Below are 22,616 nucleotides of genomic sequence, written 5' to 3' on the forward strand. Positions count from 1 at the left end.
CGTGCGACGAATATCGACAATCCTACGTGACAAGCTTTTTTTCGTCATGTAGGATTTTTTCAAACAATTCAGCCCAAGCCGCCGGCGCTACGGCAGCGGACCCACCCAGGAGAGAGAGAAATGTCGTTACAGGCACGTGTATCCACCGCGCTCGGCAGGCTCGCCGTGGCGTTAGCGTTCGCAGGTATCGCCCATGCGGCGCAGGCCGATACGGTCCGCGTCACCGTCGCGCACTACAGCGACGCCACGGCGCCGTACTTCGAGAAGATGGCCCGCCAGTTCGAAAAGGCCAACCCCGGCACCACCATCAAGATTGAAGACGTGAACTGGGACACGCTGCAACAGAAACTGCAGACGGACATTTCAGGCGGCGCCAACGCGGACCTCGCCATCGTCGGCACGCGCTGGCTGCTCGACTTCGTGAAAGACGACGTGGCCGAACCGCTGGACGGCTACATGGACGCGAACTTCAAGGCGCGCTTCATCGGCCCGTTCCTCGCGCCGGGCGTGATCGACGGCAAGACCTATGGCCTGCCCATCGCCGCGTCGGCGCGCGGCCTCTACTACAACAAGGACCTGCTCGCGAAGGCGGGCTTCCCCAACGGGCCGAAAACGTGGAACGACGTGATTGCCGCGTCGAAGAAGCTGAAGTCGATGGGCGTGGCCGGCTTCGGCCTGCAGGGCAAGGAAATCGAAACGGACGTGTACTGGTATTACGCGCTGTGGACCAACGGCGGCGACGTGATCGGCAAAGACGGCAAGGCCGCGTTCGCCTCGCCCGCCGGCGTGAAGGCGGCCACGCTCTACAAGTCGATGATCGACGAAGGTCTCACCGAACCGGGCGTGACGGGCTACAGCCGCGAAGACGTGCAGAACCTCTTCAAGCAGGGCCGCGTCGCGATGGTGATCTCGGCACCGTTCCTCGCGAAGCAGTTGAAGAAGGAAGCGCCGAACATCAAGTACGGCATCGCGCCGGTACCCGTGGGCACCAACAGCGCGACGTATGCCGTCACCGATTCGATCGTGATGTTCAAGAACTCGAAGGCGAAGAAGACGGCGTGGAAGTTCCTCGACTATCTGTTCACGAAGGAACCGCGTGTCGAGTTCACGAGCACCGAAGGCTTCCTGCCCACCACGAAGGCCGAAGCAACCGACCCGGCCTTCAACGATCCGGACACGAAGGCGTTCATCGCACTGCTGCCGAACGCACGCTTCGCGCCCACGGTGACGGGCTGGGAAGACACGGCCAAGGCAGTGACCAACGCGATGCAGGCCATCTATCTGGGCAAGGCGAAGCCCGCCGACGCACTCAACGCCGCCGCGGCGGAAGCCAACAAGGCGCTGGGCCATTAACGGCGTTCGTCGCCATCCAGCGCACCCTCTGATGAAATTCCGGGCGGTTTGTCGCGATGAATCCACGCACCATGCGTGGTCCATCGCGGCACTGCCCGCAGACTGACGCGGCACACGACGCGACCCAGAACGCCAGCAGCAACCCCGCAGGACCGCAACGTGACCTCCAACACGACCTCCGGCCGAACCCCGGACCCCGCATCCAGCGCGTCGCCTTCCGGCCGCACACGCATGCGCCGCTCCGCTTCCACGCAACCGCCCGCGCCGTGGCTGCTGATCGTGCCGAGTCTGCTGCTCGCGCTCTTCATCATCAGTTATCCGATCTACAACATCGTGTTCCAGTCGCTGCACGAAGTCTCGCGTTTCGGCGCGATTCGCGGCTTCAGCGGCTTGCAGAATTTCTACACCGTATTCGCCGACCCCGTGTTCACCGATTCGCTGCGCCGAACGCTGGTGTGGACGGCCTGCGTAGTGGGCGGCACAGTGCTGATCTCGGTACCGGTCGCGCTGATTCTGAATCAGGACTTCTATGGCCGCGGCGTGGCGCGCACCATCATCATGCTGCCGTGGTCCGTCTCGCTCACCATGACCGCCGTGGTGTGGCGCTGGTCGTTCAACGACGACTACGGCATGGTCAACGTCACGCTGCAACGCCTGGGCCTGATCGCCGGGCCTATTCATTGGCTTGCTACGCCCGAACTCGCGTTTGCCGTGGAAATCGCGGTGGGCATTCTGGTTTCCATTCCATTCACGGTAACGATTCTGCTGGGCGGCCTGTCTTCCGTGCCCGGCGACATCTACGAAGCCGCGCGCATCGACGGTGCCAACGCGTGGCAGCAGTTCCGCAAGCTCACGCTGCCGCTGCTCAAGCCGTTCATCAACATGGCGATTCTGCTCAACGTGATCTACGTGTTCAATTCGTTTCCGATCATCTGGGTGATGACGCAAGGCGGCCCCGACAACGGCACGCATATTCTCGTAACGTATCTCTACGAATTGGGCTTTCGTCTTGGGCGGCCCGGCGAAGCCGCAGCGGTGTCGCTCATCATGCTCGTCATGCTGTTCGTCTTTTCGATGGCGTACCTGCGGCTCCAGGCGAAAGGCACGAATGCACAGGGAGAGCCGGCATGAGCGCCAAAGCCAAACGTACGCTCTGGTGCTGGCTTGCGCTCGCGCCGCTCATCGCGGTCGTGCTGTTTCCGTTCGCCGTGATGCTCTTCACCGCGCTCAAGCCCGCGTCGGAAGTGTTCGTCTACCCGGCGCGCTGGCTACCTGTGCATTGGCACTGGCAAAACTTCGTGGACATGTGGGACGCCGCGAACTTCGGCGTGGCGTTGCGCAACAGCGTGATCATCAGCTCGCTTTCCACGCTGCTCGCGCTTGCCGTGAGCCTGCCCGCGGCCTATGCGATGGCGCGCTTTCCGTTTCGCGGACGCGGCGCGTATCGCCAGTTTCTGCTCGTCACGCAGATGCTCTCGCCCATCCTGCTCGTGGTGGGTCTCTTCCGCCTTGCCGCGATGATTCCCTACGGCGACGGCAATCTGGTGGATTCGAAGATCGGCGTGATCGTCTCGTATGCCGCGTTCAACATCGCATTCGCCGTGTGGATGCTCTCGTCGTATTTTCAGACGGTGCCGCGCGATCTGGAGGAATCGGCCTGGCTGGAAGGATGCAGCCGCACGCAGGCGGTGTTGCGCGTGTTTCTGCCGCTCGCGGTGCCGGCCGTCGTGGTGACGGCGATCTTCACGTTCATCAATGCATGGAACGAGTTCGCCGTGGTCTACACGTTGATCCGTTCGCCGGAGAACAAGACGCTCACGGTGCAGGTCACGGACATGGTGGCCGGCAAGTACACCGTGGAGTGGCACCTGGTGATGGCGGCCACGCTGTGCGCCACGTTGCCTGTCTCGGTAGTGTTCGCGTGGTTGCAGCGGTATCTGGTGAAGGGGCTGGCGCTCGGCGCGGTGAAGTGAGCGCGCGGATCACGGGCTTCGAGTTCAAAAGCCCGATTCGTCCCACCGGGCATCGCGCACCTGCACCCTGCCGGCTTCGATTCGCACAGGAAACACGGCCACATCTTCATAGGCCGGCGGCGCCAGCACCTTACCCGTTTTGATGCAGAAGCGGGCGCCGTGACGCGGGCAGATCACCTCGTCGCCCTCCACTGCACCGCCTGTCAACACGCCGCCGTCGTGCGGGCAAATATCTTCGATCGCGTAGCAGGTGCCGTCCACGTTGAATACCGCAACCTGCACGCCATCCACCTCGACGCTGCGCACGGTGCCTGGCGGAAAGTTCTCTATGGCGGCCACTTCGACCCAGCGCGACATCTCAGAGCATCCCTAACTGAAGGCGCGCCGCCTCAGACATTCTTTCGAGCGACCACGCCGGTTCCCACACCAGTTCCACGTGAACGTCGTTCACACCGGCCACCGAAAACACGGCGTCTTCCACGGTAGCGGGAAACGTCTGCGCAACCGGACAGCCGGGCGCCGTGAGCGTCATGTCGATTGCGACCTTGCCTGTGGTGTCGTCCACGTTCAGGCCATACACGAGCCCGAGGTCGTAGATGTTCACCGGTATCTCAGGGTCGAACACGCCGCGCAGGGCTTCGATCACGCGGTCGCGTAGTTCGCTGTTGTCGGACTGCGTTGGATCGTTTTGCGGCGCTTCGTCGAATGCGGTCATGGTGCTTTCCTCGCGTGGTGGCTCGTCTTACTCCGTGGAGACGGCGTCGCGCTCGCCGTGCAAGGCGGCGTGCAGCGTGTGCCACGCGAGGGTCGCGCACTTCACGCGTGCGGGGAACTCGCGCACGCCGCCCAATGCCGCGAGCTTGCCCAGCGCGGCCTCGTCGGGCACGGGCTCGCCTGCGGGCGCCGTCACCATCTCGCGAAAGCGCCCGAATAGCGCTTCCACTTCGGCCTGCGGGCGGCCCTTGAGCGCCTCCGTCATCATCGATGCGGACGCCGTGGAAATCGCACAGCCTGCGCCGTCGAAGGCCGCTTCTTTGACCACACCGTCTTCCACTTTCAGATACAGCGTGATGCGGTCGCCGCACAGCGGGTTATAGCCCTCGGCCTGGTGAGTCGCATCCGGCAACGGATGGCAATTACGCGGGTGCCGATAGTGGTCGAAGATCACTTCCTGATAGAGGTCGCGCAAATCGCTCATGCTCCGAATACCTCCCTCACACGGGTCAACGCCTGCACGAGCGCATCGACGTCGCCACGCGTGTTGTACAGCGCGAACGACGCCCGCACGGTGGCCGGCACGCCGTAGCGCTGCATGACGGGCATTGCGCAATGGTGCCCCGCACGCACCGCTACGCCGCAGCGGTCCACGATGGTGCCCACGTCGTGCGCATGCACATCTCCGAATACGAACGAGAGAATGCCGGCTTTGTCGGGCGCCGTGCCGATCAGCCTGACCTGCGGGATGTGCTGTATCGCCTGGGTCGCGTAGGCAAGCAGATCGGCCTCGTGCGCGCCGATCGCTTCGATGCCGATGCCGCTCACGTAATCCAGTGCAGCCGCAAGGCCGACCGCGCCGGCAATGTTCGGCGTGCCCGCTTCGAACTTCCACGGAATGGCGTTGTACTGCGTCTTCTCGAAGGTCACGGTGCGGATCATGTCGCCGCCACCCTGCCACGGCGGCATCGCCTCCAGCCGTTCCGCCTTCGCGTAGAGCACGCCGATGCCGGTTGGCCCGTAGATCTTGTGACCGGAGAAGGCGTAGAAATCGCAGTCAAGCGCCTGCACGTCCACCGGCACATGCGCGATGGCCTGCGCACCGTCCACGACCACCGGCACGCCACGCGCATGCGCTGCCGCCACGAGCCGCCGTATCGGATTGATGGTGCCGAGCGCGTTGGACACGTGCGTGATGGCAGCCATGCGGGTGCGCTCGCCCAGCATGCGTTCGAACGCCTCGACATCCAGCGCGCCGCTTTCGTCGATTGGCACCACCTTCAAGACCGCGCCTGTCTGCTCGCACACCATCTGCCACGGCACGATGTTCGAGTGATGCTCCATGGCCGTGACGAGAATTTCATCGCCTGGCTTCGCGAGCGGACGCACGAAACTCTGCGCAACGAGATTGATCGCCTCCGTCGTGCCGCGCACGTAGACGATTTCCTCTTGACGTGCGGCATTAAGGAAGCACGCGATGCGCGCACGCGCGGCCTCGTAAGCGTCTGTCGCGCGCTGCGAAAGCAGATGTACGCCGCGATGCACGTTCGCGTTGTCGTGCTCGTAATAGGCGCGTTCCGCTTCGATCACCGCGCGCGGCTTCTGCGTCGTCGCGCCGTTGTCGAGGTACACGAGCGGCGCGTCGTACACGCGCTCTTCAAGAATCGGAAAATCGCGTCGCCATTGCGCCACGGTCTCTTCGTCTACACCCTGCATGCGTTCCATCGGTTTCATACCATCTCCCGAATACGCTCACCTTCCGGCATGCGCGCGAGCAGCAGCCGCGTGAGCCTGGCGCGCACGCTTTCGATACCGACGCGGTCTACGCTGTCGCGCGCAAACGCCCAGATCAGCAGCGCGCGCGCCATCCGTTCGTCGATGCCGCGTGCGCGCAGATAGAAGAGCGGGTTCTCGTCCAGTTGACCGACCGTTGCACCGTGCGTGCACTTCACGTCATCGGCATGAATTTCGAGTTGCGGCTTGGTGTCGATCTGCGCGTCGCGCGAGAGCAGCAGATTGTGGTTCGCCTGGTGCGTATCTGTCTGCTGCGCGTCGGGATGCACGATCACGCGTCCGTTGAACACGCCGTGCGAGGCGCCGTCCAGCACGCCGCGGTAATACTCGCGACTCGTGCCGCGCGGCTTCTCGTGATCGATACGCGTGTGATGATCCACGTGCTGCCGCGCGCCCACGAAGTAGAGGCCGTTCAACCCGGCATGCGCGTCCACGGCAGACAGGCGCGTGTCGATCTGCGTGCGCGAAAGCGCGCCGCCGAACGCAAACGAATGCGACGTGAAGCGACTCGCCTGCTGCTGCGCCACGTCGACCCGCGAGAAGTGAAACGCAGTGCGCGCCTCCTGCTGTATGCGGCAATGTTGAATGTCCGCCTGCGCAGCCGCGACGATCTTCGTCACCGTGTTGGCGAGATAAGCGTCGTCCGCAATGCCGACGAACTGTTCGACAACCGAGCAGCGCGCGCCCGCATCGGCCAGCACGGCATTGAATGCGTGCATGGCAAGGCCGGCTTCGTCGGTAATGAACAGCATCTGCAATGGCGCTTCGATCTGTGCGCCGCGCGGCAGCACCACCACATAGCCGTCGCTCATGAACGCCGTGTTGAGCGCCGCGAACGCGTCATGCGGCGCGTGCTGCGCGATAACCGCTTCGAGGCGCTGCGGAGTTTCGCGCATCGCGCGCGTCAGGCTGCCGACGAACGTGCCTTCGGGCAGGTCCGGCAGGCGCGAATATCGCGGAATGTGCCGTCCGTTCACGAACACGAGCCGTCCCGCTGCCCTGTCGAGCACGAGATCATTCACGATGCTCGCCACGTCCACGTCGTCGCCACGCGGCGACGCGAAGTGCCAGGCGCGCTGCGCGACGGTGGTCACGTTCGTGTACTTCCAGTCTTCGAGTTGCGTGGTGGGAAAGCCAAGCGCCTCGAACTGATCCAGCGCATGGCGCCGCGCGCCGCGCAGCCAGGCCAGTTCCGCGCCGGGCAGCGTGCGCGCCAGCGTCTTGAACGCGGCGAGGAAAAGGTCGAGCGTGGATGCGCTCATGGCCGTGACTCCTGTTCGATGTCGTTAGCGTGCTCAGCGCGTAGCGCGTTGCTCCGATGCCGTTTGCGGTTGCTGGCCCGCTTCGTCGGTGATCCACCCGTAGCCCTTGCGTTCCAGTTCCAGCGCAAGCTCGCGCGTGCCCGACTTCACGATGCGGCCGTGAGACAGCACGTGCACGTAGTCGGGCACGATGTAATCGAGCAGCCGCTGATAGTGCGTGACGAGCACCATGGCTCGGTCTGGGCTGCGCATCGCGTTCACGCCGCGTGCCACAAGCTGGAGCGCGTCGATGTCGAGGCCCGAATCCGTCTCGTCCAGAATGGCGAGCTTCGGTTCCAGCACCGCCATCTGCAGCATTTCGTTGCGCTTCTTCTCGCCGCCCGAAAAGCCTTCGTTGACTGCGCGATACAGCAGGCTCTCGTCCATCTGCATCAATGCCATCTTCGCCTTGACGATCTGAAGGAACTCCATCGCGTCGAGCTCCGGCTCGCCGCGATGCCGGCGCTGCGCGTTCAACGCGGCCTTGAGCAGATACACGTTGCTCACGCCCGGAATTTCGACGGGATATTGAAACGCGAGAAAAAGCCCTTCACGTGCGCGCTCTTCGGGCGCAAGCGCAAGCAGATCATGGCCGGCGTATTGCACGCTGCCGCCCGTCACCACGTACTGCTCGCGGCCGGCCAGCACATGAGCGAGCGTGCTCTTGCCCGAGCCGTTCGGGCCCATGATGGCGTGCACTTCGCCTGCCTTCACGTGCAGATCGAGACCGCGCAGAATCGGCTTGCTGTCCACTTCGACGCTGAGATTGCTGATGTCGAGCATGATGTTTTCCACCTCGTTTAACCGACGCTGCCTTCCAGGCTCACGCCGAGCAGCTTCTGCGCTTCCACGGCGAATTCCATCGGCAGTTCCTTGAACACTTCCTTGCAGAAGCCGTTGACGATCATCGACACGGCGTCTTCCGCGGACAAACCCCGCTGCCGGCAATAGAAGAGCTGGTCTTCGCCGATGCGCGAGGTCGACGCCTCGTGTTCCACCTTCGCCGTGGGGTTCTTCACTTCGATGTAGGGGAACGTGTGCGCTGCACAGCGATCGCCCAGCAGCAACGAATCGCACTGCGTGTAGTTGCGTGCGCCTTCCGCTGCGCGCCCCACCTTCACGAGCCCGCGATACGCGTTCCTGCCGCGCCCCGCCGAAATGCCCTTGGAGACGATCGTGCTGCGCGTGTTGCGGCCCAGGTGAATCATCTTCGTGCCGGTGTCGGCCTGCTGATAGTGGTTGGTCAGCGCGACGGAATAGAACTCGCCCACCGAGTTGTCGCCGCGCAGGATCACGCTCGGGTACTTCCACGTAATGGCCGAACCCGTTTCCACCTGAGTCCACGAAATCTTCGCGTTGGCCTCGCGGCAGTCGCCGCGCTTGGTCACGAAGTTGTAGATGCCGCCGCGCCCGTTCTCGTCGCCGGGGTACCAGTTCTGCACCGTCGAATAGCGAATCTGCGCGCCTTCCAGCGCGACCAGTTCCACCACGGCGGCATGCAGCTGGTTCTCGTCGCGCATGGGCGCCGTGCAGCCCTCCAGGTAGCTCACATACGAACCCCTGTCCGCGACGATCAGCGTGCGCTCGAATTGCCCCGTATTGCGCGCGTTGATGCGGAAGTACGTGGAAAGCTCCATCGGGCAGCGCACGCCGGGCGGGATGTAGCAGAACGAGCCATCGCTGAACACCGCGGAATTCAGGGCGGCGAAGAAGTTGTCGGTGTGCGGCACCACTGAGCCAAGGTACTTGCGCACCAGGTCCGGATGCTCCTGCACCGCCTCGGAAAACGAGCAGAACACAATGCCCAGTTCGCCCAGCTTCTTGCGGAACGTGGTGGCGACGGAAACGCTGTCGAACACGGCATCCACGGCCACGCCCGCCAGAATCTCGCGCTCCGCGAGCGGCACGCCGAGCTTCTCGTACGTGCGCAGCAATTCCGGGTCCACCTCGTCGAGGCTCTTCGGCCGGTCTTTCGACGCCGCTCCGCTCACAGGCGCGGAGTAATACGCGATGTCCTGATAGTTGATGGGCGCGTGCTGCACGGTCGCCCAATGCGGCTCGGTCATGGTGAGCCAATGACGATAGGCCGCAAGCCGCCATTCGAGCATGAACGCGGGCTCTTTCTTGCGCGCCGAGATCAGGCGAATCACGTCTTCGGAAAGACCGCGCGGCAGCGTGTCGGACTGCACGTCGGTGACGAAGCCGTGCTCGTATTCGCGCCGGATCAGATCGTCGATTCTCGTCGTAACGGTGCTCATGCCTGTTCTCCGCTCTATGCTTGCTGCGCTATTCCGGTTGGGTACGGGCCGTGGCCTTGCGCGGTGCCTTGGCCGCGATGCGCGCGGTGCGCGAAGTCACGGCTGGAGCCGCGGACGACGGCCGCGGCACGCCGCGTGCGCGTATCGCGCTGATGTCCACGGCGCGCAATGCGGGCCCGGCCATATCGGCAAGCGACACCTGCCGCAGCGCCTCGAATATCACGCGATTGATGCGTTGCCAGTTCGCACGCGCCCCGCACATGGCTTCCTGCTCGCACTGCCCCGGCACGGCGCTGCATTCCGTCATGCCGAACGGGCCATCCACGGCGGTGATGATGTCCGCGAGCGTGATGCGATCTGCGGCGCGCGGCAGCAGATAGCCGCCGCTCACGCCGCGCAGCGAAACCGCCATGCCGCCGCGCGCCAGAATTTTCATGACCTTCGATACGGTGGGCGCGGGAATGCCGCACGCAGCAGCGAGACTGGCGGCGCTCTGTATCGTGTCCGGGTCGCGCGCCATCACGGTCAACATGACGGTGGCGTAGTCCGCCAGCTTGCTCATTCGCAGCATTGAGATGCCTCCGCAAACGCGTACGGAACCGCGTACTAATCCGTACTAAAACAGTCCTGTTTAAAGGGTTATTGATCCGCGCGGTAAAGCGGAATAGCCCTTATTTCATGGTGGAATTGATGCGTGCGAGCGCACAGTGGAGCGCGCCGCAACAACGAGATTCATTCTAGACCCGTATGCATAACCCTGTTACATGCATGGGTCTCGCCGCGCGTGGGCGTGGGCGGGGATGTGAGCGTATGCGAGTGCGTGGGTCTGCGTGAACGCGGACCTTGAAAACGTGCTGCCGCACAGAGCGGCAGCACGGCACGACCGCTCAGTCCGGCCTCTCGGTGAGAATCTGCAGGTTGATGGTGTGGTTCTTCCAGTAGACGTTCTGCACGCGTTCCTGGAGCAGACGCAGTGCCTCATGCGACAAATCGCCGAACGTGATGAGCGCCGACGGCATATTGCCCGTGCCGCTGAGGCGTTCTATCGCAGTGAAAGGGGGAAAGCCGTAGCGTTGCAGGAATTCGGAGATTTCCTCGTCCGGCACGCTGTCTTCGACGTTACTGAGCAGGATTTCGGCCATGATGTGTCCCTCTTGTACGCCCGGCGCGCGCGGTGTTGCGCAAGCACCTCGTGAAAGTGTGCGCCCATGATGGACGGCACGCAGCGTGCAGTCAATTGCGCCCGCCTTCGGGCCGCGTCGGCTGGCGCGCCGCGCGTCGACTTGTCGCGCGAAGGGCGGCCGTTCGCATCGCGCGATTGCACGCTCCGCCGCGCGAAGCGGCGACACGGCGGCCAAGACGTGCAGTGCTAGACTCGACGTCCCACCGGCGCAAGCCACGGAGGAGACCTCATGCAAGCACTCAATCCCTATTTGCTGTTCGACGGCAACTGTGCACAGGCGCTGCGTTTCTACCAGCACACGCTGGGTGGCGAACTGGAAGCGATGATGACCTACGCGGACGCGCCCGATACCACCGATTGCGAGAACTTCGCACCAGGCACGAGCGAGCGCATCCTGCATGCCCGCCTCGTGCTGGACGGCGGTGCCGTTCTGATGGCATCGGACTGCCCGGTCGGCCATCCCTACGACGGCATGAAAGGCTTCCGTCTCTCGCTCACCTACGCCACCGTCGCGGAAGCGCAGCACGTATTCGCGGCGCTCTCGGAAAACGGCAACGTCGTCATGCCGTTGCAAAAGACGTTCTGGGCCGAAGTGTTCGGCATGGTGGCGGATCGCTTCGGCACACCGTGGATGATCGCGGGCGATGTCGTACAAGGCTAGCCAGGAGCCCAACCAATGACGCATAACATCGAAGACCGCAAACGGTGGCTCGCACTGGTTGTGCTCTGCCTCGGCGTGCTGATGATCGTGCTGGACAGCACCATCGTGAACGTGGCGTTGCCTTCCATCGCCGCAGATCTGGGCTTCAGCGAGACCTCCCTTGTATGGGTGGTGAACGGCTACATGCTGACGTTTGGCGGCTTCCTGCTGCTGGGCGGACGGCTGGGCGACCTCTACGGACACCGCAAGCTGTTCCTCGGCGGCATCACGTTGTTCACGCTCGCCTCGCTTGCATGCGGCATCGCGAACTCGCAGGCGATGCTGGTCTGCGCGCGCGCCGTGCAAGGGCTGGGCGGTGCCGTGGTATCCGCCGTGTCGCTCTCGCTCATCATGAATCTCTTCATCGAGCCGGGCGAGCGCGCGAAGGCGATGGGCGTGTATGGCTTCGTGTGCGCAGGCGGCGGCAGCATCGGCGTGTTGCTGGGCGGTCTGCTCACGAACGTGCTCAGCTGGCACTGGATCTTTCTCGTGAATCTGCCCATCGGCATCGCGGTCTACGCGCTGTGTCTCGCGTTGATTCCGGCGGGCCGCGGGCATGCGCACGGTGAGCGGCTCGATGTGAGCGGCGCTGTGACCGTGACGGCCGCGTTGATGCTCGCGGTCTACGCCATCGTCAACGGCAACGAAGCGGGCTGGACTTCGACGCAGACGTTGGGCCTGCTCGGCGCAGCCGTGGTGCTGCTTGCGGCATTTCTCGTCATCGAGTCTCGCGTGCAGCATCCGCTCATGCCGCTCGGCCTGTTCCGGCTGCGCAGCATCGCGGTGGCCAATGTGGTGGGCGTGATGTGGGCCGCAGCCATGTTCGCGTGGTTCTTCATTTCGGCGCTGTATCTGCAGCGCGTGCTCAACTACCGCCCGCTGGGCGTGGGGCTGGCGTTTCTGCCCGCCAATCTCATCATGGGCAGCTTTTCGCTGGGGCTTTCCGCGCGCATCGTGATGCGCTTCGGCATTCGCGCGCCGCTTGCGGCAGGGTTGCTGCTTGCCGCCGCGGGTTTGCTGCTGTTCGCGCGCGCGCCGGCGGACGGCCACTTCGTCATGGACGTGCTGCCCGGCATGATGCTGCTCGGCTTCGGCGCCGGCATCGCGTTCAATCCCGTGTTGCTCGCGGCCATGAGCGAAGTGAAGCCCAGCGAATCGGGCCTTGCGTCCGGCATGGTGAACACGGCATTCATGATGGGCGGCGCATTGGGACTGGCGATTCTCGCGAGCCTCGCGGCGGCGCGCACGTCGTCGCTTGCGCAGGCGGGGGCCGACACCGTGACGGCGCTGAACGGCGGCTATCACGTCGCGTTCATGTTCGGCGGCGCGCTCGCCGCGGCAGCGGCGTTGATCGGTGCCACGCTGCTCAAGCGCACCATGCAGCCGCCTGCGCAGGACGAAGGGCAAGCATCGCCTCAACATTCGGAAGCGGGAAGCGAAGCGCCCAACGCGTGACGGGCTGCGTCGTTAAAGCCCGCGTAGAAGCCGCAACACGCGGCGCGTTATGGCAGCGCAAGCGCCGATGCCATCAAGGCCGGCGCTTGCGCTTCCTGCTTCGCGTCAAGGCTGCGCGTTCGTATAGTCCGGATTCAGATGAATCCTGTTCTGGATGTTGGCGATAGAGCCCACGCCCTGCGGATGATCGATCACATCGTCGGCATCCTCCACCGAAAGCCAGCCCACGATTGCCGAATTCGGAATGTGCGTTACGTTGACCTCGCCGCCCGTTTCGTCGGTGTTCTTGTAGCCGTTTTCCATGGTGATGCCGGCCATGTCGTACGCGTGCTCGGTGGGTGGAAGCCGGCGCGTGTCCACGATGTAGATGTACCCGTCGCGCTCGCCGCTGTTGCAGTAGGGCAGCGCATGCTCGATCTGCTTCGCCGTGGACACGCCCGATTGCCCCGTGGCGCCCTTGCCCGCTGCAAGGCCCTGCGCTTCCAGACGGTTCGCCGGAACGCTCAGGTCGTTGCGGCTGCGAAACCCGCCATCGTTTCTGATCTGCTGCGGCGGGCGTGAATCGCCGCGGAAAACGAGGCCTTGAAATTCGAAGAGCCGGTTTCGATCGGCAAGCAGATCGGAGCGGCCCGTTTCCACCACCGTGCCCACTTGCCGGCCACCCGTCACGAAACGATGCAGGTCGTCGTGCGTGTGGATCGGGGTGTCGGCAGGCGGCTGCGTGCGCGTGTCCGATACGGTGCTCGCCGATAACGACGAAGCTGACGACGAGGACGACGAAGCCGAAGTCGAGCGGCTCAACATGGGACTGCCAGCGGAACGCTCCGCCGGCGACATACCCAGTTCCGCGAACACGCTCTGCGTGAAGGCCCCTTCTTCCTCGAGCGCGGGCATGGGCACCTGCGGCGGTTCCGGCGACACGCGCATTCTGAGCCGCTCCGCGTCGCCGCCGTGCAGCGCGAATGTGCGGCCCGTCTGCCCGTCGTAGCAGAGCACAGCGGCCACCGGCGCACGAGCGTTGTCGCGGCCCGCGCCCACGCGTTCGGCTTGGCCCTGTCCCGACGCGTTCACGATCTTCACCGTCGCGCCCGGCTTGCCGAACACCTGGCCCGCAATGCGCACGATGGCGTCGCGATGCTGCGTGACGTCCACGTGCGCGCCAGGCTGCCCCTGCGTGACCTCCGCAATCACGCGGCGCCGCGCGTCCATCACCTTGCGCTGCATCGCGCTGGACGACGAATCGGTCTTGCCCGACATGTGCTGATACAGCGCGTGCAGCATCGAATCGAGGCCCGGCGTGCCGGCGTTGTCGATCACGTTGATGCCCGCGCGCTCCAGGTTGTGGCGCCACGTGAGCGGCTCGCGCGCGTCGGCCTCGTGTTGCGGCATGTGGTCCACTGCCTGCGCCGCCGCGTCGCGTCCGCCCTGATCGAGCATCTGCGTGGAAAAGCGGCGCCGCAGGTTCTCGCCGAACAGGTGGCCTTCCAGCCACGTCGCCGCGTCTTGCTTGCCCATGCCTTGAAGCTGCGCGATCTCCGTTTCGCTGAAGCGAAAATCGCGCAGCATGTTGCGCGCGGCAATGGCGCGGTCGCCTCCGCCGAACAGGTCGGCGGTGAAAAGCCGCGTGGCAAACGACGGATTGTCGCGAGCGAAACGCTGTTGCAGATCGCGCGCAATGTCCTGCTCAGGCTGGCCCACGTAACGCGCCTTGTTTTCGAGGCCCACGTCCACAATCGCGGTGCCTTTCGAAAGCTGGCGGGCGAGCGTATCGATGCCCGCGGCGGGGTTGTACGACACGTCGTCGACGAGGTGCTTCTTCAATGCGTCAAACGTGGCGTCCGGCTCGGACAGGTGATGGATGCAGGCGAGCGTACCGTTCCCGCTCGACGCCGCTTCGTTCGCAATGAAGTGCAGCGCGTTCTGCTGCTGCGCATCCGTACCCAGCCCGGCGCTTTCTTCGGAGAGCACGCGCAGCGCGATCAGCACGTTTGCCTCCGGGTTCTTCTCTGCGAGGAACGCGCGCGCTTCGGCGCCCTTGCCGTCGCGCTCCAGCGTCTGCACCTTGCGGATATCGGCATCGCCGAGCTTGAGTTCGTCGCGCAGAAACTGCTGCGGATGACGCAACCGGCTCGTCTGCGCGCCGCCCGCCACGATACGTTCGTGCACCTGCGGCAACGCGCGCAGCAACGCTTCTTCGCGCATCGCGGCATTCACAGGCTTCGCGTTCTGCGAGTTGATCTCGCCCACCACGCCACGCCGCCCCGCATAAGCGAGATAGAACGGACTCAGCACGGCACGCGTCGCGCTGATGCCGGCCGCGGCGCCCGGGTTCACGGCGAGCTCGGCCACGCCCGCAGCCGCATTCACCACGCCGTAGCCCACCTGAATCTTCGCGTGGCGCTTTTCTTCCTTGAGCGTGCTGAGCGTGTTGTCCTGATGCGCGAGGATGTGCGTGCGCATCGTATCGACGGGCGCCGGTTGCAGGTGCGTGCGGCCCGTTTGCAACGGCAGCACCTTCTGGTTGTAGCGCACCTTCATCGCGTCGAGGCGGTCCAGACTCGCGCCGCTCGCGAACTGCCTGATGAGCGCGGCGCGAATGTCGGAGCGTTGATGCTTCGTGGTGGGCAGCGTAGCGTCGCTCTTCCAGAAGCGCCACGAGCCGAAATGCAGCGTGGATTGCAGACGCGTTTTCTCCTCGGGCGAGAGCGCCTTATAGCGCGCAACGAACGCGGCCTGCTGCCCCGACGCGGCGATCGCCTTCAACGTATTCGGGCTGAACTGGCTCGCATCGACGCCGGCTTCCTGCATGGTTCGCTGAAGTGCCACCACGTCGGGCGATGTCTTCGCACCCAAGGCCTCGTTGCGCACGGTCTTGAGTTCATCGAAGAGCGCGGCCGTGCGGCCCGGCCGCACGTCTTTCGAGATGAACGCGTCGATCACTTCTTCGCGCGCCGCGCGACGCATGCTGGCCGTGTTGAGATTCGTGGTGCGCCCCATGTTGAGCACTTTCATCGCGATCTGTTCGCCGGGAAAGTGGAGCACCTTCGCGAGACGCTGCTGGCCGATGGCGCCCAGCGCCGCGAAGTTGTCGACGAAGCGTTGCACCTCGGCGTCGCTGCGCGTGCGCAGAATCGAATAGACGTTGGGGCTCAGATGCCCCGACGCAAAGGCATCGTCCAGCTTGCGCATGGCTTCGCTTTGCGAGTCCGTGCGCGCACTGGGCGGATTCAGAACCGACGAACGCAGCGCCTGCGTGCGATCCACGCCGCGGTCCACCTTCGCGCTTTGCAGCGCGCCCGTGGCGAGATACATGGCGCCCGAAGGAATGGCGAGCGCGCCGTCGGCCGTCACCGATGCCGCCTTGTCGCCGTACATGGAGTGGCCCGGATGCGCTGCCGTGTAGATGCGCCCCGCCAGCCCAGCGGACCCAAGGCCCACGTCGCGAATCGCCCCGGGCGTGGCGCGCACCAGATTGCCGCGCGCCTGGTTGAGCGCCGTGGAGGCGTCGCGTCCCTCCACGCTGCCGGGGGTTTCGGTCTTCGCCTTCTTGCTGGCGTCCGCGAGCTTGAACGCCTTGTTGCCGAAGCCGACTGCGGTGGCCGCAACGTCGAGCGCCGAAGGCAGCATGCCGATACCGTTGGCCGCCGCCGATGCCGCGGAGGTGGCGTGATTCGCGCCGCTGAACGTGCTGGCAAGCCCGGAGCCCGCGCCAATCGCGTTGCTGGCCGCCCATAGCTCGTAGCCCGCGGCGGCCGTGGGCGCGAGCACGGGGTCGGTCTTGGCGAGGCCGTTGCGTGTGGCATCCACCGCTTTGCCGCCCACGCGCTTCGCGCCGTTCGCGAGCGCGCCGAGGGTGGAGTGATTCGCCGCCGTGGTGGATGGCGTGGATTGAGCCGTGGGTTGGCCGTTGGCGTTCTGGCCGTTCGCGGGCGCATTGCCCGCGGTGTGGCCGGCGTTGGCGTCATCGGTGACAGTCGGGTTGGGGTGACCCGTGGAACCGGTGATGGGCGTCGACATTGCGCGTTCTCCTGCAAGGCAAGGTCCGGCACAGGCCGGACCGGCAGGCGCCCCGAACGGCGCCTGACCTTGCAGTACAGCGCAACGGAAATACCGGGCTCGCGCGGGGCCGGAACTTGCGTCGCGTCACGCGAAGCTAACGGCGCAATGAGCCCGCACTCGCTCGTCAGAACATCTGCCGCAAGCCCACTGCCGCGCCGACGTTGTTGGTGCGGCCGATGCGATCCACATTGCCCGTGGCCGGATTGGTCACGCCAGGGTAGTCGGCGGCGAAGGCGCCCGTGCCGCGTGCGAAGTCCACCGTGCCATACACTTCGGTGCGCTTCGAGAGCGAGTATTCGGCCAGCATCGTGGCCGAGTAGTTGACGCCCGAGCCCAGCGTGCCGTCCAGCCGTTCAGCATTGCGCGCGTGGCCGTAGTAGCCCGCCACGGTGATCAGGAGCGGCGGCGTGGCGCGCCAGTTGGCGCCGACGTAGAACGTGTCGTCGATGCGGTTCGGGCTGTGGCCGTTCAGCGTGGGCGCGCCGGCTTGCTGCATGTTGGCGTCCGTCGTGCCGGTCTTGTCCTGACCGTGCAGCCAGCCGGCGAGGAGCCGTACCGTCGAGGTGATCTGGTACGCGCTGCTCACGTGCAGGAAGTTGACCTTCGCGCCGTTGATCGCGCTGCCGTTCGCCAACGACACCGAAGTCTGCTGGAAGCCCGCGTTGATCGACGCGGGGCCGTGCGCGTACGTCAATTCCACGCCATACGTGCTGTCCAGACCCATCGCGCCGGCGTGATTGCCGAAGCCGTAGATGGCGTCGATGGAAAGGCCGTTGTACGAAGCGGCGTACTTCACCGAGTTCGGCACGGTCAGGTAGTTGCCGATGCCGTTGTACGCCCAGCTGTCTTGCCAGTAGTCGCCCACGGTCATGGGGTCGAAGATGTCGCCCATGGTGTCGTAAAGCGGCGCGTATTGATTGCCGAACGTGAGCGCGCCGTAGCGTGTGCTCGACAGACCCACGTAGGCCTGCCGGCTGAACAGCGTGTTCGCCACGTGCAGCCTTCCGTCGCCCAGCTCGAAGCCGTTTTCAAGACGGAAGATGGCCGACAGCCCGCCGCCCAGGTCTTCCGTGCCGCGCAGCCCCCAGCGGCTGTGCGTTTCGGGGCCCACTGTCATGCCGATCAGGTCTTTGCCGTCGGGGCCGGCATTGGTCTGATAGCGAATGGCCGTATCGACGAGGCCATACAACGTGACCGAGCTTTGTGCGAACGCCGACGACGCGCTCATTGCGAACAGCGTGCCGACACCCATGGAAATAGTGATTTTCTTCATAAGTTTGATCCCCTAAGCGACTGATTTTCTGCACGGCTCGTCAGCTTGTGGATGTGCCGACTGATGCCGCGGCCGCGAGCATAGTCGGCCGATTCGAGGAGGCATATTGTCCAATCTGGACGAGTCCTTTGCAGAATCGGAGAGAATCGCGGCACGATGCCGCGCCGGCCGCAGGGTCGGCGCTGAGCGCTCGGCGGCCTGATGGGCGGTCGAGGCGCTCCGAAAAAACGTGTGGTCAAAAACCGACAACCCGGAGGGATGAGGATGACGATGCGATACGTGGCGCTGCTGCGCGCCGTGAATGTGGGCGGCACAGGCAAGCTGCCGATGTCCGATCTGCGGGCGATCTGCGAATCCGTTGGCTTCACCAACGTGCGCACCTACATTGCGAGCGGCAACGTGGTGTTCGAAAGCAGGCTCGCGGAACCTGCGGTGAAGGCCCGACTCGAAAGCGGGCTGCAAGCTTATGCCGGCAAGCCCGTGGGGGTGCTAATCCGCACGGGCGCAGAACTGATGGCCGTGCTGGCCGGCAATCCGTTCAAGACGGCCGCGCCGAATCGCACGGTGGCCATCTTCCTCGATACGCCGCCGGCCGCGGACGCGCTGTCACGCGTAACCGGCCAGCAAGACGAAGAGATCGCGCTGGGCACACGCGAGATCTTCGTGCACTACGGCAGCGGCATGGCGCGTTCGAAGCTGAAGATTCCGGCTGCGAGCGCCGGAACGGCGCGCAACATGAACACGATAGAAACGCTGGCAACGTGGGCGACCGAATAGCTTGCGACGTGGTCGCCCATGCACCCGACGATGCCGCCGCTCAACCCTCGCGGAACAGGAAGCTATAGGCGTTGAGCGCCGGCACGCCGCCCAGGTGCGCGTAAAGCACCTTCGACCCCGCCGGGAATTCGCCGTTGCGCACGCGCTCGATCATGCCGTGCATCGATTTGCCTTCGTAGACCGGGTCGGTCAGCATGCCTTCCATGCGTGCGCACAGCCGGATCGCCTCCAGCGTGCCTTCGTTCGGCAGCCCGTATTCAGGGCCGCCGAAGCGCTCGTCGAGCACCACGTCACGCTCGGTGATGTCGCGGCCCAGGTCCACCGCTTCCGCCGTTTGCTTCGCGATACGCGTGATCTGTTCGCGCGTTTTCTCCGGTTTCGCCGAGGCGTCGATGCCGATCACGCGGTCCGCGCGCCCGTCTGCTGCGAAGCCCACCACCATGCCCGCCTGCGTGCTGCCCGTCACCGAACACACCACCACGTAGTCGAACTTGAAGCCGAGTTCGGCTTCCTGCTGGCGCACTTCCTCGGCAAAGCCCACAAAACCGAGCCCGCCCAGCGGATGGTCCGAGCAGCCCGCCGGAATCGCGTAAGGCTTGCCGCCCGCGGCGCGCACGCTCTCCAGCGCCTCTTCCCAGCTGCGCCGAAAGCCGATGTCGAAGCCGTCCGGCACGAGCCGCACGTCGGCGCCCATGATGCGCGACATCTGGATATTGCCGACGCGGTCATACACGGCGTCGTAGTAGTTCACCCAGTTTTCCTGCACGAGCACGCACTTCATGCCCAGATGAGCGGCGACCGCGGCCACCTGACGCGTCTGGTTCGACTGGATGCCGCCGATCGAAACGAGCGTGTCGCAGCCCTGCGCCAACGCTTCGGGAATCAGGTATTCGAGCTTGCGGGTCTTGTTGCCGCCGAACGCGAGGCCGCTGTTGCAGTCTTCGCGCTTGGCGTAGAGCTCCACCTTGCCGCCCAGATGGTCGGATAGCCGCTTGAGCGGCTGGATCGGCGTGGGACCGAACGTGAGCGGATAGCGAGGGAAGCGCTTGAGATTCATGGCGGAGCTCCAGTACGTAAGCGGGTGATGACGGAGGATGGGGGTGGCGCCGATGCGGCCGTGCCGACGTTGCCGCAGAACGTTCATCTTAGAAAAGCCGCACAGAAATGAGCTTGCGAAAAAAATTGCGCTGCCCTACTTTGCGTAGAGCAGTACGAACTCTTGCTTAATAGAATTGCTCCCACCTACCCATGCCCACAACAAAATTGCGTGCCTCTTCGTCGCGCCGCGCAGCCACCCCGCGCCGCCGGACCACGGCCGCGCCGCAGACCGCAGACGCCGCGCAGCCGGCAGTCGAACTCGATCGCATCGACCGCGCCATCCTGCGCGAATTGCAGCGCGACGCGTCCATCTCGAACGTGAGCCTCGCCGCCACGGTCAATCTCAGCGCACCCGCGTGCCTGCGCCGCGTGGAGCGGCTCAAGGCGGCGGGGCTCATTCGCGGCGTCGTGGCGCTGCTGGACCCGAAAGCGCTGGGCGCGGGCATGCTCGTGGTGATCGGCGTGGTGCTGGACCGCTCCACGCCCGAATCGTTTGCGGATTTCGAGAAGGCCGCCAAAAAAGTGGCGGGCTGCATGGAGTGCCACGTCGTGACCGGCGAATTCGACTACTTCATGCTGGTGCGCACGAAAGACAGCGACAGCTTCAATCGCCTGCACGCCGAACAGCTGCTTTACCTGCCCGGCGTGCGCCAGATCCGCACGTTCATGGTGTTGAAGGAAATTCTTTCCACCACGGCGTTTCCCATCCAGGGCCTGAAATAGGTTGTCTATTGCCCACTGTTCATCGGATCGGCACGCGGTGTGCGGTTCTATGCTTGGTTCAAGCAGCCTGGTGGAATACCGGCGCCGTGCCATGTGTTAACGAAGCATGGCGAACATGCAACAGAACATGCCCCGCGGCCATGTCGGCAACGCAAGGCAGACTGGGCAGACCCTTATAAGCCATCACAGGCGTACGCACGAGGTGCAGACGCCCAGGGAGCCGGTTCATGGACATTCTCGAACTCGCACGAAAAGCAGGCATGCAAGTGCTGCTCGATGCGCAGATCGGACAACAGAGCTACCACAGCGTGTCGGGCTCGCTCACGGCGTTGCAGCGTTTTGCCGACGCCGTGTGTGCAGCGAAGACCGAGCAAGCGGCAGCGCCGAACAACGGCACTGCCGCTACGCCGAAAGCCTCTGCTGTAACAGCGGACAGCACGGAAGCCGCACCGCCGCAGCCCGTGCGCTGAATCGCACACACGCCGCGCTGCCATGCACGGCCCATCGGCGTTTTGTTTTTATGCGAACCGATGAACCACGATCGTGAAGGGTTTGTCTTCCTGCGCCTCGAAGCGCCTGATCTGTTCGATCTGATGTGCGTTGACCACGCTCTCTTTCGTCATGAGCAGCACGCCGCGTCCGGTGCGCAGGTCGTCGGCCAGCCGCATGCCCTCGCGTAGCTGCGCGCTCTTGATTTGCTCCAGCGGGTCCCCGCCTTCCTGTTTCGCCCGTTCCTCCAGCACCGAGAAGAAACGCTCCACTACGAGCGGGTCGTAACGCAACCCGGCTTGTGAGCGGATCATGGCCGCCGCTTTCTGCGGCGTCACGGGGTCTTTCACGATGCCGCCGCTGCACAGGCCCTCGAAATCGCGAGCCAGCGCCAGAACGCGCGCGCCCATCACGATGTCTTCGCCAATCAGGCCATCCGGCACACCGCGGCCGTTGTACCGCTCGTACTGTTGCCGGATGATCTGCGCGACGTGCGCCAGCTGCGTGACGGGCGTGAGCACCATCTGCGCCCGCAACGGGTGCTGATAGAAGAGTTGCAGTTCTTCAGGCGAAAGGCGGTCCAGCGACTTGCGCAGCACTTCGTCGGGCAGCGCGAGTTTGCCGATGCCGTGCAGCAGGCCGGCGTAGAACACATCCTGCGCCTGCAAGCCGCTCATGCCGAGCGCGAGCGCGATTTGCCTCGCGAGATCCGCCACGCGCGTGGACTGACCCGCCACGGCGCCGCAGCGCAGCTCGATCATGTTCGCGCACACCTGCACCATGGTCGCGAAGTTGTTCTTCAGGTCATGCTGCGCGTCTTCGAGAAACAGCACCGTCTGGCGAATTTCCTCGGTGCGCGCGTGAACCTGCACTTCCAGTTCGGTGTTGAACTCGCGCAGTGCCTCGTTCTGCTGCCGCGTGAGTTCCGTGAGCCGCATGGCCTCGCGCTGCAACGCACGCTGCTCCACGGCGTTGCGCAACGTCAGCAGCAGTTCCTGGTCGTCCCAGGGCTTGTTGAGATAGTGGTACACGCCGCCTTCGTTGATGGCGTGCACGGCGGAATCCAGTTCGGAATAACCCGTGAGCAGGATGCGCACGGTCTCGGGATACAGCGCCTTCACGGCCGCGAGAAACTCGGCGCCGTTCATGTTGGGCATGCGCATGTCGGACACCACGACGTCCACCTCCACGGACGCCAGCAGTTCCAGCGCTGCTGCACCGCTTTCGGCCGTGAACACGCGGTAGCCCGTGGGCCGCAGCAGCCGGCGCAGCGCGGAAAGCACGCCGGGCTCGTCGTCCACCAGCAGCACGCACGGCGTGTTGTCGTCGACGAGCACGGCTTCCACATGAGCGGCATCCGCGCCGGCCTCTTCGGTAGCCGCAGGAAGATCCGCGGCCCCCGGCGCCCCTGCCGACGATGCGGGAACGTCGTGCATCTTGTCTTCGTACGCTGTCATGACGGCCCC

General features: G+C 64.6%; 21 protein-coding genes. 8 read left to right on the forward strand and 13 right to left on the reverse strand.

The annotated features are described in order from the left end of the window. The first annotated feature begins 120 nt into the window (after nt 1-120). The 3 genes from U0042_RS02900 to U0042_RS02910 all read left to right on the forward strand — a co-directional run bounded on the left by U0042_RS02900 (nt 121) and on the right by U0042_RS02910 (nt 3,326). Nucleotides 121-1,353: an ABC transporter substrate-binding protein gene (locus tag U0042_RS02900; protein ID WP_114809778.1), complete on the forward strand. Its 1,233-nt coding sequence runs from the start codon at nt 121-123 to the stop codon at nt 1,351-1,353. Nucleotides 1,354-1,584: 231 nt separating this feature from the next. Next, nucleotides 1,585-2,484 carry a carbohydrate ABC transporter permease gene (locus U0042_RS02905; protein WP_114809779.1) on the forward strand — a complete coding sequence of 300 codons (900 nt, stop codon included), beginning with the start codon at nt 1,585-1,587 and terminating at the stop codon, nt 2,482-2,484. Then, complete coding sequence (locus U0042_RS02910; protein ID WP_114809780.1) at nt 2,481-3,326, forward strand: carbohydrate ABC transporter permease; 846 nt, start codon at nt 2,481-2,483, stop codon at nt 3,324-3,326. Before U0042_RS02905 ends, U0042_RS02910 begins: the two co-directional genes overlap by 4 nt. A gap of 24 nt (nt 3,327-3,350) precedes the next feature. On the opposite strand, the gene nirD is transcribed toward U0042_RS02910, so the two are convergent. The 9 genes from nirD to U0042_RS02955 form a co-directional block, all read right to left on the reverse strand. After that, complete coding sequence (gene nirD, locus U0042_RS02915) at nt 3,351-3,683, reverse strand: nitrite reductase small subunit NirD (RefSeq protein ID WP_114809781.1); 333 nt, start codon at nt 3,681-3,683, stop codon at nt 3,351-3,353. Nucleotide 3,684: 1 nt separating this feature from the next. Further along, nucleotides 3,685-4,041, reverse strand: a complete 357-nt coding sequence (locus U0042_RS02920) for an SUF system Fe-S cluster assembly protein (protein WP_114809782.1) — start codon at nt 4,039-4,041, stop codon at nt 3,685-3,687. Nucleotides 4,042-4,068: 27 nt separating this feature from the next. Then, on the reverse strand, nt 4,069-4,524 hold the full coding sequence (gene sufU, locus U0042_RS02925; protein WP_114809783.1) for a Fe-S cluster assembly sulfur transfer protein SufU: 456 nt from the start codon (nt 4,522-4,524) through the stop codon (nt 4,069-4,071). Further along, nucleotides 4,521-5,774 carry a cysteine desulfurase gene (locus tag U0042_RS02930; protein ID WP_114809784.1) on the reverse strand — a complete coding sequence of 418 codons (1,254 nt, stop codon included), beginning with the start codon at nt 5,772-5,774 and terminating at the stop codon, nt 4,521-4,523. The genes sufU and U0042_RS02930 overlap by 4 nt, the downstream gene beginning before the upstream one ends. Further along, the gene (sufD, locus tag U0042_RS02935) at nt 5,771-7,096 is read right to left on the reverse strand and encodes a Fe-S cluster assembly protein SufD (protein WP_114809785.1); all 1,326 of its coding nucleotides are present in this window, start codon (nt 7,094-7,096) and stop codon (nt 5,771-5,773) included. Before sufD ends, U0042_RS02930 begins: the two co-directional genes overlap by 4 nt. Nucleotides 7,097-7,129: 33 nt before the next feature. Next, the gene (gene sufC / locus U0042_RS02940) at nt 7,130-7,918 is read right to left on the reverse strand and encodes a Fe-S cluster assembly ATPase SufC (RefSeq protein WP_114810067.1); all 789 of its coding nucleotides are present in this window, start codon (nt 7,916-7,918) and stop codon (nt 7,130-7,132) included. A 17-nt stretch (nt 7,919-7,935) separates the two neighbouring features. Beyond that, nucleotides 7,936-9,393 carry a Fe-S cluster assembly protein SufB gene (sufB, locus tag U0042_RS02945; protein ID WP_114809786.1) on the reverse strand — a complete coding sequence of 486 codons (1,458 nt, stop codon included), beginning with the start codon at nt 9,391-9,393 and terminating at the stop codon, nt 7,936-7,938. Between the two features lie 28 nt (nt 9,394-9,421). Next, a complete protein-coding gene (locus U0042_RS02950) occupies nt 9,422-9,964 on the reverse strand; it encodes an SUF system Fe-S cluster assembly regulator (RefSeq protein ID WP_114809787.1) in 543 nt (180 codons plus the stop codon). Nucleotides 9,965-10,280: 316 nt separating this feature from the next. Then, nucleotides 10,281-10,535 carry an RNA-binding protein gene (locus U0042_RS02955; RefSeq protein WP_114809788.1) on the reverse strand — a complete coding sequence of 85 codons (255 nt, stop codon included), beginning with the start codon at nt 10,533-10,535 and terminating at the stop codon, nt 10,281-10,283. 270 nt (nt 10,536-10,805) lie between these two features. On the opposite strand from U0042_RS02955, the gene U0042_RS02960 reads away from it, so the two are divergent. Next, nucleotides 10,806-11,237: a VOC family protein gene (locus tag U0042_RS02960; protein WP_114809789.1), complete on the forward strand. Its 432-nt coding sequence runs from the start codon at nt 10,806-10,808 to the stop codon at nt 11,235-11,237. Nucleotides 11,238-11,252: 15 nt separating this feature from the next. After that, complete coding sequence (locus U0042_RS02965; protein WP_114809790.1) at nt 11,253-12,731, forward strand: DHA2 family efflux MFS transporter permease subunit; 1,479 nt, start codon at nt 11,253-11,255, stop codon at nt 12,729-12,731. A 105-nt stretch (nt 12,732-12,836) separates the two neighbouring features. Here U0042_RS02965 and U0042_RS02970 read toward each other — a convergent pair whose 3' ends face one another. Further along, entirely contained in the window at nt 12,837-16,748 is a 3,912-nt protein-coding gene (locus U0042_RS02970) for a hypothetical protein (protein ID WP_114809791.1), read from the reverse strand. A 166-nt stretch (nt 16,749-16,914) separates the two neighbouring features. After that, nucleotides 16,915-18,063 (reverse strand): porin, encoded by a 1,149-nt coding sequence (locus U0042_RS02975; protein WP_114809792.1) that lies wholly within the window; start codon nt 18,061-18,063, stop codon nt 16,915-16,917. Between the two features lie 264 nt (nt 18,064-18,327). On the opposite strand from U0042_RS02975, the gene U0042_RS02980 reads away from it, so the two are divergent. Further along, nucleotides 18,328-18,840: a DUF1697 domain-containing protein gene (locus U0042_RS02980; protein WP_114809793.1), complete on the forward strand. Its 513-nt coding sequence runs from the start codon at nt 18,328-18,330 to the stop codon at nt 18,838-18,840. 40 nt (nt 18,841-18,880) lie between these two features. Here U0042_RS02980 and U0042_RS02985 read toward each other — a convergent pair whose 3' ends face one another. Continuing rightward, entirely contained in the window at nt 18,881-19,897 is a 1,017-nt protein-coding gene (locus tag U0042_RS02985; protein ID WP_114809794.1) for a 1-aminocyclopropane-1-carboxylate deaminase, read from the reverse strand. Between the two features lie 191 nt (nt 19,898-20,088). Here U0042_RS02985 and U0042_RS02990 point away from each other — a divergent pair, with 191 nt between their 5' ends. Both U0042_RS02990 and U0042_RS02995 read left to right on the forward strand, forming a co-directional pair. Then, a complete protein-coding gene (locus U0042_RS02990) occupies nt 20,089-20,661 on the forward strand; it encodes an Lrp/AsnC family transcriptional regulator (protein WP_198665239.1) in 573 nt (190 codons plus the stop codon). A gap of 227 nt (nt 20,662-20,888) precedes the next feature. Then, the gene (locus tag U0042_RS02995) at nt 20,889-21,131 is read left to right on the forward strand and encodes a hypothetical protein (protein ID WP_114809795.1); all 243 of its coding nucleotides are present in this window, start codon (nt 20,889-20,891) and stop codon (nt 21,129-21,131) included. A gap of 48 nt (nt 21,132-21,179) precedes the next feature. On the opposite strand, the gene U0042_RS03000 is transcribed toward U0042_RS02995, so the two are convergent. Further along, nucleotides 21,180-22,586: an HD domain-containing phosphohydrolase gene (locus tag U0042_RS03000; RefSeq protein WP_419150519.1), complete on the reverse strand. Its 1,407-nt coding sequence runs from the start codon at nt 22,584-22,586 to the stop codon at nt 21,180-21,182. Nucleotides 22,587-22,616: the final 30 nt, after the last annotated feature.

This window comes from Paraburkholderia kururiensis, from assembly GCF_034424375.1.
Classification (GTDB): Bacteria; Pseudomonadota; Gammaproteobacteria; order Burkholderiales; family Burkholderiaceae; genus Paraburkholderia; species Paraburkholderia kururiensis_A.